We start from the raw sequence: 14475 nt of genomic DNA on the forward strand, positions 1-14475 counted from the left end.
TGCCGAGGGGGAGTCACGGGCGGGTTGCCTCCGCTGGGCAGGGAGGTGAACAGGCCGCCAAAGCTCGCCTAGGAACGCAACGGCGGCGTGGTGGCCCGGACGATCAGCTCCGGCTGCAACAGGACGCTCGAAGCGGTCTCCCCCTTGAATCCCCGCAGCAGTGCGTCGACGCTGAGGGTGCCCATCCGCTGCAGGTCGGAGCGGATGGAGGTCAGCGGGACCGGGAGCGTCGCTGCGAGGTCGAGATCGTTGTAGCCGACCAGGGCGACGTCGTCGCCGACCCGCTTCCCGGCGTCGCGGATGGCTCCCATCGCGCCGAGGGCGAGGAGGTCGTGCACGGCGAAGATGGCCGTGGGTGGCTCCGGCAACTGCATGAGCTGCCGACCCGCCTCCAGCCCCGAGGGCGTGCTGAACGCCGACTCGACGACGTAGGCGTCCGGCAGCGGATAGCCGGCGGACTCGAAGGCCCTGCGAAAACCGAGGGTCCGCTCGCGGCCCGTGCTCGCCAACTGGTCCCCGGCGATGACTCCCACCCGACGGTGACCGAGAGCCAGGAGGTGCTCGGCCGCGAGGTGCCCACCGCGGTGGTCGTCCGTGGTGACGGACAGGTGGCCCTCGAGCTTCCGCATGACGAGGACGTAGGGGACGCCCCGGCGCCGCAACTCATGCGCTGCCGTGTCACCGATGTGTGAATCGCCGATGATGACGCCGTCGATCCTCCGCGAGAGCATCGCGTCGAGACGGGTCCGTCGGTGATCCGGATCGTCGAGGGTGTTGGCGACGACCGTCCCGTAGCCGGCAGCGCTGGCCGCGGCGTCGATGCTCTCGTAGATGGACGCGAGCACGAGATCGGTGAGGCGAGGGACGAGGACGCCGATGAGACGGGACGATCCGGTCCTGAGTCCCGCCGCGCCGACGTCGCGCCGGTACCCGAGCACGGCAGCCAGCTCCCGAACGCGCCGGACCGTATCCGCACCCACCCCGGCCGGATCGTCGCTCAGCGCCCGTGATGCCGTGGACACATGCACCTGCGCATGCCGCGCCACGGTCGCGAGCGTCACGGGGCGCGATCGACCGGACGTCGGGCCGGTGATGGGTTCGTCCTTCATTGCCTCGAGTCTAGGGGCCCGGGGCTCCCCGGACAGCAGGTGCAGGGGATACGCAAAGGTTTGCGCGAGTGGTACGGGGTCCCGCAGCTTTCACAGTGCGGAAACATTGACGAAACCACCCACCCGTAGTGTGATGTACACCATACTTCCGCGATCGTCCCTCCCCGATGCGGAACGCAATCGTTTGCGCGAATGACAGGATCCCATGCTCCAGTCCACCTCACTCGAGACCGTCGAACGACTCGGCACCGGCGTCACCGCACTGTCCGGTTTCGTCGACGGCGACCGTCCCGGCTGGACCCGGGAGGTGTTCAGCGAGCCCTATCGGGCCTCCCGGACCTGGACCGCGGACCGCATGCGCCAGGTCGGCCTGGAGGTGCATGTCGATGCCGCCGGCAACATCGTGGGCCGTCTCGCAGGCCGCGAACCGTCCGCCCCGGCGCTGGTCACGGGATCGCACACGGACACTGTCGACGGCGGTGGACGGTTCGACGGCATCGTCGGTGTCCTCGGGTCCATCGAGGCCGCACGGCTCCTGCAGGAATCCGGGACGCAGCTGGAGCGGGACCTGCTGGTCGTCGATTTCCTCGGGGAGGAATCCAACGTCTTCGGCCTCAGCTGTCTGGGCAGCCGGTGCGCAGCCCAGGAGATGACGCCGGAGGACCTCGAACGGCGGGACTACCGCGGCGTGAGCCTCGGCCGGGCGTACACCGACTTCGGTCTCGATCCGTCGACGCTCTCCGACGTGCCCTGGGCGAAGCGAGCGCTGCACGCCTTCGTCGAACTGCACATCGAACAGGGCCCCACCCTCGAGAATCGTGGGTTGCCGCTGGGCGTCGTCACGGCGATCACCGGGATCGAGCGCTTCATCGCCACCTTCGCGGGCTCCGCGGACCACGCCGGAACCACCTCCATGGAGGACCGCCGGGACGCGATGATCGCCGCCGCCGAGGCCGTCCTCGCGGTGCGCGCCGAAGGCTGCGGGGCGCCCACCCATGGCGTCGCGACCTCGACGCGCGTGGAATCGGAATCCCGGTCACCGAACGTGGTGCCGTCCCTCGTCCGCATGTACAGCGAGGTCCGCAGCGTCGACTCCTCCTGGCTGTCCGGCGTCAAGGGACGCCTCACCGCCGAGATCGCCGCGAAGGCGACCGACCTCGGCGTCGACGTCGGCTTCGAGTGGTCGACCGACAACACCGTGGTCCAGGCGGACCGGGGCGTGCAGGACGTGGCCGGCGCAGCCGCCGACGCCCTCGGACTGCCATGGATGCCGATCCCCAGCGGTGCGACGCACGACGCCGTGCACATGTCCTCCCTCGCACCCATGGGCATGCTCTTCATCCCCTCCAAGAACGGCAAGAGCCATTGCCCGGAGGAGTGGAGCAGTACGGAGGACATCGCCACCGGCGTGAGCGCGCTCGTCGCGACCCTCCGCCGGCTCGACGGCACCGACACCCGACCGACCGACTGACCGGCTCTTCGACCCCCACCCGCCCTGCCGACCGGAGTTCCCATGAAAACTGCACTGACTCCCGAGGGACTGTCCACGGACATCCTTGCGATCGCCAACCTGCCCGTCCTCTGGATCCTCGCCCTCGGGGTATTCGGCGCCATCATCGTCCAGTCGCTGATCTACATGAAGGCCGCGAAGAAGGCCGGACCCGCGGCCGACATCTCCGCTGACGAACTGCGGACATCCTTCCGGGCCGGTGCCATCGCCGCGATCGGGCCGTCGCTGGCCGTGGTACTGGTCAGCATCGCCCTCCTCACGCTGTTCGGCACACCGGCCGTGCTGGTGCGGATCGGCCTCGTCGGCTCGGCCGCCACCGAATCGGCCTCCGCGAGCCTTGCCGCCGGCACCATGGGCGCCACCCTCGGCGGGCCGGACTACACGCAGGCGGTGTTCGTGGTGGCATTCATGGCCATGAGTCTCTCCGGTGCCGGCTGGATGCTGGCGACGCTCGTGCTGACGCCCATCCTGCGCAGGGGTGACACGAAGCTGCGGCGGGTCAATCCCGCCCTGATGGCCATCGTGCCGGCGGCCGCCCTCATCGGGGCCTTCGCAAGCCTCGGTATCGCCGAACTCGGCAAGACACCGGTCCACATCCTGTCGGTCATCGTCTCGGCCATCACCATGGCCGTGTGCATCGTCCTCGCGAACAGGACCTCCGCGACCTGGCTGAGGGAGTGGGGGCTCGGCATCTCGATCATCGTCGGGCTGTTCGCCGCGTACATCGCCCACACCTCCGGCATGGCCCCCGCCGCCTAGGCAGTACCTCACCCGAAAGGAACCACCATGTCTGCTGCAGATACTGCCGTCACCTCCTCCGGATCGCTCGCCGAATTCGACCGCACCACCTCCCTCTGGGGTCAGCTCACCATGGGCACCGCCCTCCTCCTCTCCCTCGCCGCGCCCCTGTACCTCGTCTTCTTCACGGACCTGGGCATCACTGCCGGGATGATCTGGACGGCCTATCTCGCCGTCGCCGCAGCGTTCTTCGTGCTCTGGTTCGTGGAGCCCATCACCTACTACCCGGTGCTCGGGCCGGCCGCGATGTACCAGGCCTTCATGATCGGCAACATCGCCAACAAGCTCCTGCCCTCGGCCCTGGTGGCACAGGCGGCCGTCGGAGCGAAAGCCGGCACCAAGCGGGGCGAGTTCGCGGCCCTCATGGCCATCTGCGGCGCGGCGATGGTCCACGTCGTCTCGATGCTGCTGTTCGTCGGGATCCTCGGGACCTGGCTGGTCAGCATCATCCCCACCGACATCGTCGACGTCGCGCGGCTCTACATCTTCCCGGCGATCATCGGCGGCGTCCTCGTCCAGCTGATCGTCACCATGAAGCAGCCCCGCGTGACCGTGATCGCCGTCGTCGTCGCCGTCGTGGTGCTCTTCGTCCTGGTGCCGGCGGTCCCTGTACTCGCCAAGCCGGCCACCGGCGTCGTCGTCCTGATCACCGCCGTGCTGGCCTGGTTCCTCCGCTCGCGCAAGGCGACCGCAACCCCCACCACCCTCGTCAACTAGGCTCCAGACAGACCCGCCCGAAAGGACACCATGACCATCGACACCGCCGTCTTCGACCTCTCCGACGCCGACACCACCGCGATGCACGAGCTGTACCAGCACCTCCACGCCCACCCCGAGCTGTCCATGCAGGAGACGCACACGGCGGCGTTCATCCTCGAGAAACTGAACCACCTCGGGCTGGAGACCTTTATGTGCGGAGGCACCGGCGTCGTCGGGATCCTGCGCAACGGCGACGGCCCGGTGGTCGGCTACCGCGCGGACACGGACGGCCTGCCCATCGCCGAGGACACCGGCCTCGCCTACGCCAGCACGACGGCGGGCAACCTCGCCGACGGCACCGATGTCCCCGTGATGCACGGCTGCGGCCACGACACCCACATGACCGTGGGTCTCACCGCCGCCCAGCTGCTGGCAGAGAGCCGCGAGGCGTGGTCCGGCACCGTGGTCTTCATCTTCCAGCCCGGCGAGGAGACCGGCGAGGGCGCGGAGGCGATGGTCGAGGACGGCCTGTGGGACAAGGCGCCGAAGCCGTCGATCATCTACGGGCAGCATGTGTGGCCGGGACTCGCCGGCACCGTGAACATCAGCAAGGGCACCGCCATGGCGATGGCCGACTCCTGGAAGGTGACCGTGCACGGCAAGCAGGCGCACGGCTCGCAGCCCGAGCAGTCGATCGACCCGATCGTGCTCGGCGCCCACATGGTGGTGCGCATCCAGACGATCGTCTCGCGCGAGGTGCACCCCATGAAGTCCGCGGTCGTCACGATCGGCACCTTCCACGGCGGGTTGAAGGAGAACATCATCCCGGCGTCGGCGGAGTTCACACTCAACGTGCGGACGTTCGACGTCGACGTGCGCGAGCGCGTCCTCGGCTCGCTGCGGCGGATCATCAGCGCGGAGGCCGCGGCGTCGGGAGCACCGGAGCCGGTGATCGAGCAGATCACCAACTTCCCCCAGTGCTACAACGACCCTGCCTCGACGGAGGATCTGATGGCCGTCCTCGGCGAGGTGCTGGGGGAGGATGCCGTCATCGAGGCCCCGCCGGTGATGGGCAGCGAGGACTTCGGACTCCTGGCCGAGGCCATCGGTGTACCGAGCGTCTACTGGTTCTTCGGCGGACACCCGCAGGAACTGCTCGACGGCGACAACCCCGTTCCCGGCAACCACTCGCCGTACTTTGCGCCGGTCATCGAGCCGACGCTCTCCACCGGAGTCCGGGCCGCCATGACGGCCCTGCTGTCGAAGGTCGGGACCACCGCGTGACCGCTGCGCTCTCCGACCTGTCCGCCGTCGAACTCACGGGGGCCATCCGCCGTCGGGAGGTGTCCGCACGCGAGGCGCTCGAGGCGCACTTCGACCGCATCGACGCCGTCAACGGCCCGATCAACGCCGTCATCACCGAGGACCGTGAGGGTGCCGCAGCGCTCGCGGACGCAGCCGATGACCTGACGGCGTCGAGCGCCGACCTCCCGCCGCTGCACGGTCTGCCGATGACGCACAAGGACACGCACAACACCAGGGGACTGCGCACGACGCAGGGGTCACCGATCTTCCGGGACTTCGTGCCGACGTTCGACGACCTGATCATCGGCCGCCTGAAGAGCGCCGGTGTGGTGACGACGGGCAAGACGAACGTGCCGGAGTTCGCCGCCGGCTCACATACCTTCAACGAGGTCTTCGGGACGACGGTCAATCCGTACGACACCACGCGCAGTGCCGGCGGCAGCAGCGGGGGAGTGGCGGCATCGATCGCGGCACGCATCCAGCCGCTCGGCGACGGCAGCGACATGGGCGGCTCGCTGCGGATCCCCGCGTCGTTCTGCAACGTGGTCGGGTACCGCCCGTCGATCGGCGTCGTCCCCGCCGTGCCGACGCGCAACGCCTGGGCATGGCTCGGCCGCAACGGGCTGATGGCTCGTGATGTCGAGGACATCGCGCTGGGGATGACGGCGATCGCCGGTGCCGACCCGGCGGTTCCGTACGCCTACCCCGTGTCGGGCTCGTTCGCAGCCCCGCTGCAGCGGGACCTGACCGGGCTACGCATCGGCTGGTCACCCGATTTCGGAGTGGGCGTACCGGTGGATCGCGAGGTACTGCGGGTCCTCGAGGGACAGCTGCAGGTCTTCGCCGACCTCGGCGCGATCGTCGAGGAGGCCGCGCCGGACCTGCGCGACGCAGACCAGGTGTTCGGTACGACGCGCGCCTTCGACTTCGTGCTCGGACTCGGTGAGCTCGTGCAGAAGCACGACGATGCGATCAAACCCGAGATCCGCTGGAATGTGGAGCAGGGGTTGCAGCTGACGGCGCAGGACATGGTCGATGCCGCCCTCGCCCGGACCCGGCTCGACACGAGCGTGCGGCGCTACTTCGGGAAGTACGACGTCTTCGCCAGTCCGACGGCGCAGGTGCTTCCGTTCGACGCAACCGAGCGGTATCCGACGTCGGTCAACGGCGTGGAGTTCGAGACGTACCTGGACTGGATGCGTTCGGCCTGCCTGATCTCGGCGACCGGGCTGCCCGCGGTGTCGGTGCCTGCCGGCTTCAGCGAGGACGGCCTGCCGGTCGGGCTGCAGCTCGCGATGCCGCACGGCAGCGACGTCGAACTGCTGCAGGTCGCGTATGCGTTCGAGCAGGCGACGGGGTGGGCGAAGCGGGCGCCGGAGCTGTAGGGCACCCGCAGGGCGCTCGTTTATGTCTGTGCCGGTTTTCCCAGTCGGACGATGGACGGAGCAGTCGGGTCCTTCACTGCAGCTATGCCGGCCGCAGTTGCCTGGGTCAGGCACCACTTCTCGAGGCTGCCCAGCCGTAGGTCTGCCAGTTTCCTGCCACCGTCGAGGAGCAACCCCACATAGCCGCCGAACTGACCGACGTGCACCCCGCTCTTGCGCAGGTGGCCGTCCTGAAGCGCCGCGAGGAAGGCCGCCCGCACGTGTTCGGGACCGGCTGACGGCGGGACGTGCTTCAGGACGTGACGCTGCAGGTGTCCATTGACCGACGGAATCTTTTTGGCCGGCTCGGCGACAGGTGGTGCTGCTTTCTGCTTGAGGGGCGCACTAGCCATCGCTACTGCCGGTGACTCGGGTGCAGCGATCGGGGCTGCTGCCGGCACCTTGAAAGGAACCACCGACGTTGCTGTCGACGGACTGGCCAGAAGTTCCGGCGCCTGCGTGCCTGATGGCGCAACAAGCCCCTCGTCGACCAGCGCTGCGAGTTCGAGATGGAGCGCGGCCAGTTCGCGGTAGATGGCCGCGATCCTCACCTGAGGACTCGGTGGTACGGGAGCGGGCGGAGCGATCCTCCTACGCACCGCCTGGCTGATCGAGCACCGGAAGAGCTCGGCCAGCGCCTCGGCGAGAGCGACCTGCGCACTGCCACCGGCAGCGATCAGGGGAACAGTGACGGCCCTGCGCTCGACCATGAGGGCGACGTCGTCGAGCGACCCGTGCACCACGCCGTACCGCAACCGCTCCCGCCGCGTGGCCTCATTCACCTGAGGGGAGTACACGGTCGGATACAGGTTGATGGAGTGCTGGTCGGCCGACGGGAAATGCTCCCTGCAGATATTCAGCCGAAGAGCGCGACGGACGGCGTCGAGTTGCTTGCCCACCTGCTCGAGGGGATTCGGCACCACGGACTGATTTCCCAGCGTCCACGCTTCGCCGGCATCCTTCACGCGGACCACCGCGGCAGGGAACCGCTTCCACTCGCTGAGGATGAAGGTCCCGTTGGTCGAGTTGTAGAAGAGCCAGTCCACCTCGGCGACCGGCAGACCCGGTGCGTCGACGCGGCAGTTGCTGAAGGCCCAGACGTGATCGCCCAGGAGCTGGTGCAGGCGGGTCACGTCCGCGGGATCCGCCGTATGGGCTGCGCTGTTCTTCGAGGGGAAGTGGAGCATGGATTCTTCCGGTACAGGGAGTAGGTGGCGCTGCGAGGCGAGGGAGCGGCAGCTCAGAAGGGTGGCAGGACGCCCGCCGCCGAGGCGACGAATGCCGCGGGCACGGCAAGGAGCCAGCCGATCCGTCGTCGTCGTGCCTGGTCCACCAGCCGGTCCAGCGCTTCGAAGGGCCCGACGACCTCGGCCGGGTCGCGCAGCGCAGGTGCCGTGCGCCGCCAGGTCGAGGGCTGCGCTGCGGCAGCCGAGAGGAGGGCGACCTGCTGCCCGGTGTGGACCACCGGCCGTCGGGTGAGCCACCGCAGGAGCTGGTTCTCGGGAACCACCGCCACGGACCGGTGCTTCTCCTTCACGGTGACCTGCCGAGCCCCGACGACCACGATCGCGGCCGATACCGACACGGAGTTCAGGACGGCGGCGGACAGCAGCTTCCCGGCCCGGGCCGCCTCATGCTCCGAGTTCCGGATGTAGGGGTAGCGCGTCCCGGCGACCAGGAAGGTGCCCTTCGCGGTCCAGACATCCTGGCCGGGATGGCGTTTCGTGTTGATCGTGAAGATGCCGGTCGGGCCGATGACCACGTGGTCGATGTCCGAGGACTTCTCACCGACCGGGACGGCGTGCAGGACCGTCCACTCGGGTCCCAGGGATGCGAGGGTGCGACCCACGGAGCGTTCGCCGAGTGCTCCCCAGTACCAGGGCCGGCTGTCGGGAGCCAGCGGACGGACGCCGAACACCCGGGCCAGCAGTCCGCGCGTGTCCTTCGTGCCGTGGACGTCGAGCAGCTGCTCCATGACCGACTGACCGGGGACACGCCGCTTGAGCAGGCCGAGAGTCGCCGGTTCGACGTAGGCGACGTCGTCGTCGAGTGGGACAGCCGCGCTCATGGTCCGCTTCCCGACGCCATGCGATTCCCCCCGAGCCTGAGACCCGGGCGAGCTGAGCCTCGCCCGGGTAGGACGAATCTACCGGGCGAAGTGCAGTGATGAGGCCGGTCAGGGCGCCGATTGCCGGCAGGATTGCCACAGCATTTCCGCACCGGCACGGGCCCGCGACGGAGCGCTCGAGGCGCGCCGCCGATCGGTGGGCGGGCAGGCTCCCGTTAGGCTGGAGAGGGTCGCGGAACGAGCGGCGACAGCTTCAGGGGGAACAGTGCAGGGTCTCGACTTCACCGCGATCGACTTCGAGACCGCGAACAGCAAGCGGGGCTCGGTCTGCGCCGTCGGCCTGGCGAAGGTGAGCAACGGCGTCGTCGTCGACAGGGCGGCGTGGCTGATCAAGCCCCCGCGCTCCGTCGGCGAGTTCGCGCCACGCAATATCCAGGTGCACGGCATCCGCCCTGCTGACGTCCGCACTGCTCCGGGGTGGCCCGAGAGCCTGCAACGCATTCTGGACTTCGCCGGCGATGACCGATTCGTCGCGCACAACGCGTCCTTCGACCGGTCCGTCCTGCGCGGTGCGTGCGTGGAGTCAGGACTCACAGTTCCCGACACCACCTTCCACTGCTCCGTCGACCTCGCCCGTCGCCTCCTCGATCTCGAGCAGCACAAGCTCCCGCACGTCGCGAAGGCCCTCGGCCTGGGGGCTTTCCAGCACCATGATGCCGGGAGCGACGCCGAGATCTGCGCGGCCGCCGTCGTACAGATCGCGCGACGACACGCACTCCACTCGCTCGACCTGCTCTGGCCACCGGCCCAGCAGGCATCGGTCCGCTCCTACCGCTCCGCGGCCAGCACTGCCCCTGCCGGACTGCCGCGAGCGAACCATCAGGCCGACCCGTCGAACCCCCTCTTCGGTCAGGAGGTGGCGTTCACCGGGGACCTCGCCACCCTGACGCGGCAGGACGCGATGAACCTGATCGCTGACTGCGGCGCGACGCCTGCCGCCAACGTCACCAAGAGGACCACGATGCTCGTCGTCGGACAGCAGGATGCCGGCCGACGCAGGGCATTCCTGACACCGGGTACCGCCAAGGAGAGGAAGGCGCTCCAGTACATCGGCGCGGGTCAGGCCATCCGCGCCGTCAGCGAGTGCGAGCTGCGCGAGTGGGTCGGGTTGGACCGGCCCGACGCCTCACGGGACGAGACACCTGCAGACGTGCGGGGAGTGCTCGAGTCCGCGGTCACCGGCCTGCTCGCCTGGGTCGGACGACGGCGGGTGAACTAGGAACGGCGTCCCGCTGAGGAGGACGTGGTGAAGGCCCCGGCACGCCGTCGGAGGCCTTTGTCGGTGCCGGCCCTCAGCTCAGGATGTCCTTCGTGCTGAACCGCCCGTAGGCCAGCGTCCCGAAGACCGCGATGTAGCCGAACTGCAGCAGGGCGTTGTCCGCGAAGGAGTTCCAGACGATCGGCTGCCGCAGCAGGTCCGCGAACCCCAGCCAGTAGTTGGTGAACAGCCAGGGGTGCAGCCACTCGAGCTGCGGCAGCGCGCCGAGGATCTGCGCGACGGCGGCCAGCGCGGCCGTCGCCGCCATCGCGCCGACCGGGATGGTGGTCAGCGTCGAGATGAACAGCCCGATCGCACTGAGCCCCATCAGGGACAGCGTCACGTAGAGCGCGAGCAGCAGCAACCGCACGAAGTAGCCGGGAATGCCCACGGTGTCGCCGGACAGCAGCGTCACCGGCCCTACCGGGAACAGCAGCGCCCCGATGATGGCACCCGTGATGACGACGGTGAGGGTCGCCACGAGACAGAACAGCGCCGCCCCCGCATACTTCACGAGCAGGAGGCGGATGCGCCCGGCGGGCGCCACGAGCAGGTACCGCAGCGTCCCCAGATTCGCCTCGCCAGCGATGGTGTCACCGGCGACGACGCCGATGGTCAGCGGCAGGAACAGCGGGATGGCCACGGTGAGTGCGGTCAGCGAGACGAACAGCCCGTTCTGCGTGATGCTGTCGAGGAACGCGGGTCCGCGTCCGCTCCCGGAGCCGTCGGACGAGACCCGGACGACGACGGCGATGAGGATCGGGATCAGCGCCAGAGCACCGATCATCGCCCAGGTGCGGAGCCTGCGGAACAGCACCGAGATCTCCGAGAGCACGAGCGTGAGCCCGAGGGACCCTCCGGCACGGGGGCGGGCTACTGCGGATTCAGCCGGCAACGTCGAACCCCTCTCCGGTGAGTGCGACGAAGCGGTCTTCGAGCGAGGCGCCGCTGGCCTCGAAGCCGCGCACCCGCACGTCGGCCCGCACCAGGGCGGCGTTGACGGTCTCGGGCTGGAGGCCGGGCACGGACAGTTCGGCCGTGATGACGTCGTCCCGCCCGTGGAGCTCGGGGGTGAGCCCCAGTCCTGTGAGGACGTGATGGGCGTCGGCGTAGTCGGGCGTGGTGACCCGCACGCGGGAGGTGCCCTCGGATCGGAGGTCATCGAGCGAGCCCTGCGCCACGAGGCGGCCGGCACTCATCACGGCGATCCCGGTGCACATCTGCTCCACCTCGGCGAGGAGGTGGCTGGAGACGAAGATGGTGGTGCCGTCGTCGGACAGGGACCGGATGAGGCCGCGAACCTCGCGGGTACCCTGCGGGTCGAGGCCGTTGGTGGGCTCGTCGAGGATCAGCAGGTCCCGCGGTGCGAGCAGCGCGTTGGCGATGCCGAGGCGCTGCTTCATGCCGAGCGAGTAGGCGTGCGCACGCTTCTTCGCCGCGTGGCTGAGGCCCACGCGGTCGAGGGCGGCGTCCACGCGCCTGTTGCGTGTCGCGGGATCGGTGTGGCGGTCCGCGGCGTCGAACCGCTGGAGGTTCGCCCGTCCCGAGAGGAACGGATAGATGGCGGGACCCTCGACAAGGGCTCCGACACGCGGCAGGACGGCGCGCGCGTCCTTCGGCATCTCGCCGTCGAGCAGGCGGATCCTCCCGCTGGACGCTGCGGCCAGCCCGAGGAGCACCCGGATGGTGGTGGTCTTCCCCGACCCGTTGGGGCCGAGGAAGCCGAAGACCGACCCCCGCGGAACGGCGAGGTCGACGCCGTTGACGGCCTTCTGCTTGCCGAACACCTTGGTCAGGCCGTGCGTCTCGATCGCGAACTCGCCGGTGCTCACCGGCAGACCCGCACCATCGGTACGGGTCTGCGGTGGTACGTCATGGATCACCGCTGGGAGGCGGCGACGAGCTGGTCGGCGCTGACGGCGCCTGCGAGGATCCGGCCGTCGTCCGTGATGAGCACCGAGACGAGCGACGTCTGCAGGGCATGCCCACCGTCGACGTCGGTGAGGGCCTGCTCCAGCATCGCCTGGGCTCCCGCGACCTCCTCCGGGTCCATGCCGGGTTTGATGTCCATGATGTCGCCCATGCCGGCCGCTTCGCCGGTGCCGAGGTCCAGCCCGAGCGTCGACGCGGTGCCGGCGGGCAGCTCCACGATGGTGCTCCAGCCCTCGCCGATCACGACGGGCTCCTCGGAGGGGGCAGGCTCGTCCTTCGCGTCGACGCGCGCCTTCGCCTCGTCGGCGGTCGGGGCCTCGGTGACGGTGGCGTCGGCCGGGGGAACGAAGTCGAAGGTGTCGGCGTCAGGAGTGCTGAAGTCCACGTCGCTGAAGCCGGCCGAGAAGGCTGCTTCCTCCTGGCCTTTCGCCTGTACGGTGACGCTGAGGGGGACACCGGTCTCGGAGTCGACCGCGACGGCGATCGAGCCGATCAGCGTGGCCTCGTCCTCGGGTGTCAGCAGGAGCTCGTAGGCGCCGCGGCCCGCGACACGGCTGGTGCCGTCGACGGTCACCTCGGTGCTCGGGTCGATCGTCGCGAGGAACACCTGGGCGAGCTCGGCCGGAGTGCGGGGGACGTCCTGCAGCTCGGGGTACTCGGCGGCCTTCTCCTGGAGCGTCGCCTCCAGCTGTGCCTTCGCGGCGTCCCTGTCGGGCAGTACGGCATGCGTCGCTTCCTTGGCCGCGGAGTCGTAGAACCAGACCTCGTCCTGGTTCACGACGACGTCGCGCTGGGCCAGCTGGTCGAGCACCTGGACGCGTGCCCGGTCAGGTCCGTCGACGTAGACCTGCGCGGTGTGCTCGCCGCTGAGCAGCTCGAGCGCGGTGGAGGTGGGGTCCGAGCTGGACGTGCCACCCGGGGGAGTGGCGAGTCCGATGTCGGGGAGGCCGAGGTTGGAGGACTGCTCGACGGTGCCGGAATAGGCGTCGTCCGAACTGGTGGCCACGAATTCGAGCAGTTCCTGCGCGGTTTTGGCGGGGAGCTGCGGTTGGGCCTCGGCGACGGCGGAACCGCTCACGGCAGCAGTGACGATGACGACCGGGACGATGCCGGCGGGGAGCCAGCGCCAGTTCTTGTTCATGATTGAGCCTTCCGAACGAATCTCTGCCCCATCTGGCGTCAACGCTACACCTGCACGCTGGGAGGAGGATGGGCGCGTGTACTGGGAGAACGAGCGGGACGGCGCAGGCGTGCCGCCGTCGGGCGCACGGTGCACGGAAGGCGCTGACGACAAGGCCCGGACATGCGGAAGGGGCGGCCGAAGCCGCCCCTTCCGATGCCGGGAAGTCCTAGCGCCTCACGTGACGGCGACCCGCGACGCTCTCCGCGACGCCGATCAGCAGCACTGCCGCGATGACCGAGACGATGAACCCGAGGATGTTCAGTTCCCACATGTTGCCGGTGCCGAGCAGGCTCGCGATGGCGCCGCCGATGACGGAACCGACGAGGCCGAGCAGCAGTGTGGCGAGCAGGCCGAGGTTCTGCTTGCCCGGCTTGATGAGGCGCGCAAGGGCGCCGATGATGAGGCCGGCGAGGATGAATCCGATCATGTCAATCTCCTTCTCTGTGCCCGCGATGTGCGGGAAGTCCCTGGTCCTGCTGGTGGTGACGCCGCGTCGGCTGCGCCTGGTCCCGCGATTTCGGCCCGAAGGCAAGGGCCCGGTCCTGATGCGGCCGGGTGTTGCCACCAGCGTCGATCGGTTCAACGATAGTGGAATGCGAAGCCTACTGAGGAATTATTGATGGCTCGGCCTCCTCGACAACGGCGTCCGCACGGTGCAGTGTTCGCCGGGCGTACGCGGCCCCACGGTGCCAGCCGCATCATCGGGCTCGTGGTCGGTTGGCTGCTGGTGCTGATCGGCCTCGCCGCCCTCGTGCTGCCCGGCCCGGGGCTGCTGGCCCTCGTTGCCGGCCTCGCCGTCCTCGCACAGCAGTACGAGTGGGCGCGGCGCTGGCTGCAGCCCGTCAAGCGGAAGGCCTTCGCGGCAGCAGCCCAGGGCGTGAAGAGCACCCGCAACATCGTGCTCAGTTTCACGGGCGCACTCATCCTCATCCTGCTCGGCGTCCTGTGGGGGGTGCACCCTCCCGTGCCGGGGTGGTGGCCCCTCGACGACCGTTGGTGGCTGCCCGGCGGATGGAGCGTGGGATCGGGGCTCGTGGTCTCCGGTCTGCTGGCCGCCGCCTTCATCGTCTACAGCATCCGCCGCTTCCGTCCCAGCTCTGATCCGTCCCGGCACTGATCCGTCCCAGTA

The 14475-nt window shown here is 69.2% G+C and carries 14 protein-coding genes; 7 read left to right on the forward strand and 7 right to left on the reverse strand.

All coding sequences use genetic code 11. The annotated features are described in order from the left end of the window. Positions 1–68: 68 nt before the first annotated feature. Positions 69–1109, reverse strand: a complete 1041-nt coding sequence (locus tag ACX80U_RS03975; RefSeq protein ID WP_133082621.1) for a substrate-binding domain-containing protein — start codon at positions 1107–1109, stop codon at positions 69–71. A gap of 205 nt (positions 1110–1314) precedes the next feature. On the opposite strand from ACX80U_RS03975, the gene ACX80U_RS03980 reads away from it, so the two are divergent. From ACX80U_RS03980 to ACX80U_RS04000, 5 genes are read left to right on the forward strand one after another with little or no spacing between them, the layout of a single operon-like run. Then, positions 1315–2580, forward strand: coding sequence for a M20 family metallo-hydrolase (locus tag ACX80U_RS03980; RefSeq protein WP_459267504.1), 1266 nt, complete (start codon positions 1315–1317; stop codon positions 2578–2580). A gap of 42 nt (positions 2581–2622) precedes the next feature. Further along, positions 2623–3378, forward strand: a complete 756-nt coding sequence (locus ACX80U_RS03985) for a DUF5058 family protein (RefSeq protein ID WP_208739506.1) — start codon at positions 2623–2625, stop codon at positions 3376–3378. 27 nt (positions 3379–3405) lie between these two features. Then, positions 3406–4134 (forward strand): hypothetical protein, encoded by a 729-nt coding sequence (locus ACX80U_RS03990; RefSeq protein WP_133082624.1) that lies wholly within the window; start codon positions 3406–3408, stop codon positions 4132–4134. 30 nt (positions 4135–4164) lie between these two features. Continuing rightward, positions 4165–5400 carry an amidohydrolase gene (locus ACX80U_RS03995; RefSeq protein ID WP_133082625.1) on the forward strand — a complete coding sequence of 412 codons (1236 nt, stop codon included), beginning with the start codon at positions 4165–4167 and terminating at the stop codon, positions 5398–5400. Continuing rightward, positions 5397–6806, forward strand: a complete 1410-nt coding sequence (locus ACX80U_RS04000) for an amidase (RefSeq protein ID WP_459267505.1) — start codon at positions 5397–5399, stop codon at positions 6804–6806. Before ACX80U_RS03995 ends, ACX80U_RS04000 begins: the two co-directional genes overlap by 4 nt. 20 nt (positions 6807–6826) lie before the next feature. Here ACX80U_RS04000 and ACX80U_RS04005 read toward each other — a convergent pair whose 3' ends face one another. After that, positions 6827–8032: a hypothetical protein gene (locus ACX80U_RS04005; RefSeq protein WP_459267506.1), complete on the reverse strand. Its 1206-nt coding sequence runs from the start codon at positions 8030–8032 to the stop codon at positions 6827–6829. A 53-nt stretch (positions 8033–8085) separates the two neighbouring features. Then, positions 8086–8913 (reverse strand): nuclease-related domain-containing protein, encoded by an 828-nt coding sequence (locus ACX80U_RS04010; protein ID WP_459267507.1) that lies wholly within the window; start codon positions 8911–8913, stop codon positions 8086–8088. Between the two features lie 265 nt (positions 8914–9178). Between ACX80U_RS04010 and ACX80U_RS04015 the strand changes: the two genes are divergently transcribed. Continuing rightward, complete coding sequence (locus ACX80U_RS04015) at positions 9179–10192, forward strand: exonuclease domain-containing protein (RefSeq protein WP_459267508.1); 1014 nt, start codon at positions 9179–9181, stop codon at positions 10190–10192. Positions 10193–10265: 73 nt separating this feature from the next. On the opposite strand, the gene ACX80U_RS04020 is transcribed toward ACX80U_RS04015, so the two are convergent. The 4 genes from ACX80U_RS04020 to ACX80U_RS04035 all read right to left on the reverse strand — a co-directional run bounded on the left by ACX80U_RS04020 (position 10266) and on the right by ACX80U_RS04035 (position 13773). After that, a complete protein-coding gene (locus tag ACX80U_RS04020; protein ID WP_244185953.1) occupies positions 10266–11126 on the reverse strand; it encodes an ABC transporter permease in 861 nt (286 codons plus the stop codon). Continuing rightward, complete coding sequence (locus tag ACX80U_RS04025) at positions 11116–12063, reverse strand: ABC transporter ATP-binding protein (RefSeq protein WP_459267509.1); 948 nt, start codon at positions 12061–12063, stop codon at positions 11116–11118. The genes ACX80U_RS04020 and ACX80U_RS04025 overlap by 11 nt, the downstream gene beginning before the upstream one ends. 47 nt (positions 12064–12110) lie before the next feature. After that, positions 12111–13304, reverse strand: a complete 1194-nt coding sequence (locus tag ACX80U_RS04030) for a LolA family protein (RefSeq protein ID WP_459267510.1) — start codon at positions 13302–13304, stop codon at positions 12111–12113. 208 nt (positions 13305–13512) lie between these two features. After that, entirely contained in the window at positions 13513–13773 is a 261-nt protein-coding gene (locus ACX80U_RS04035) for a GlsB/YeaQ/YmgE family stress response membrane protein (RefSeq protein ID WP_133082632.1), read from the reverse strand. 192 nt (positions 13774–13965) lie between these two features. Here ACX80U_RS04035 and ACX80U_RS04040 point away from each other — a divergent pair, with 192 nt between their 5' ends. Next, positions 13966–14463: a PGPGW domain-containing protein gene (locus tag ACX80U_RS04040; RefSeq protein WP_133082633.1), complete on the forward strand. Its 498-nt coding sequence runs from the start codon at positions 13966–13968 to the stop codon at positions 14461–14463. Positions 14464–14475: the final 12 nt, after the last annotated feature.

This window comes from Arthrobacter sp. TmT3-37 (genome assembly GCF_054510835.1).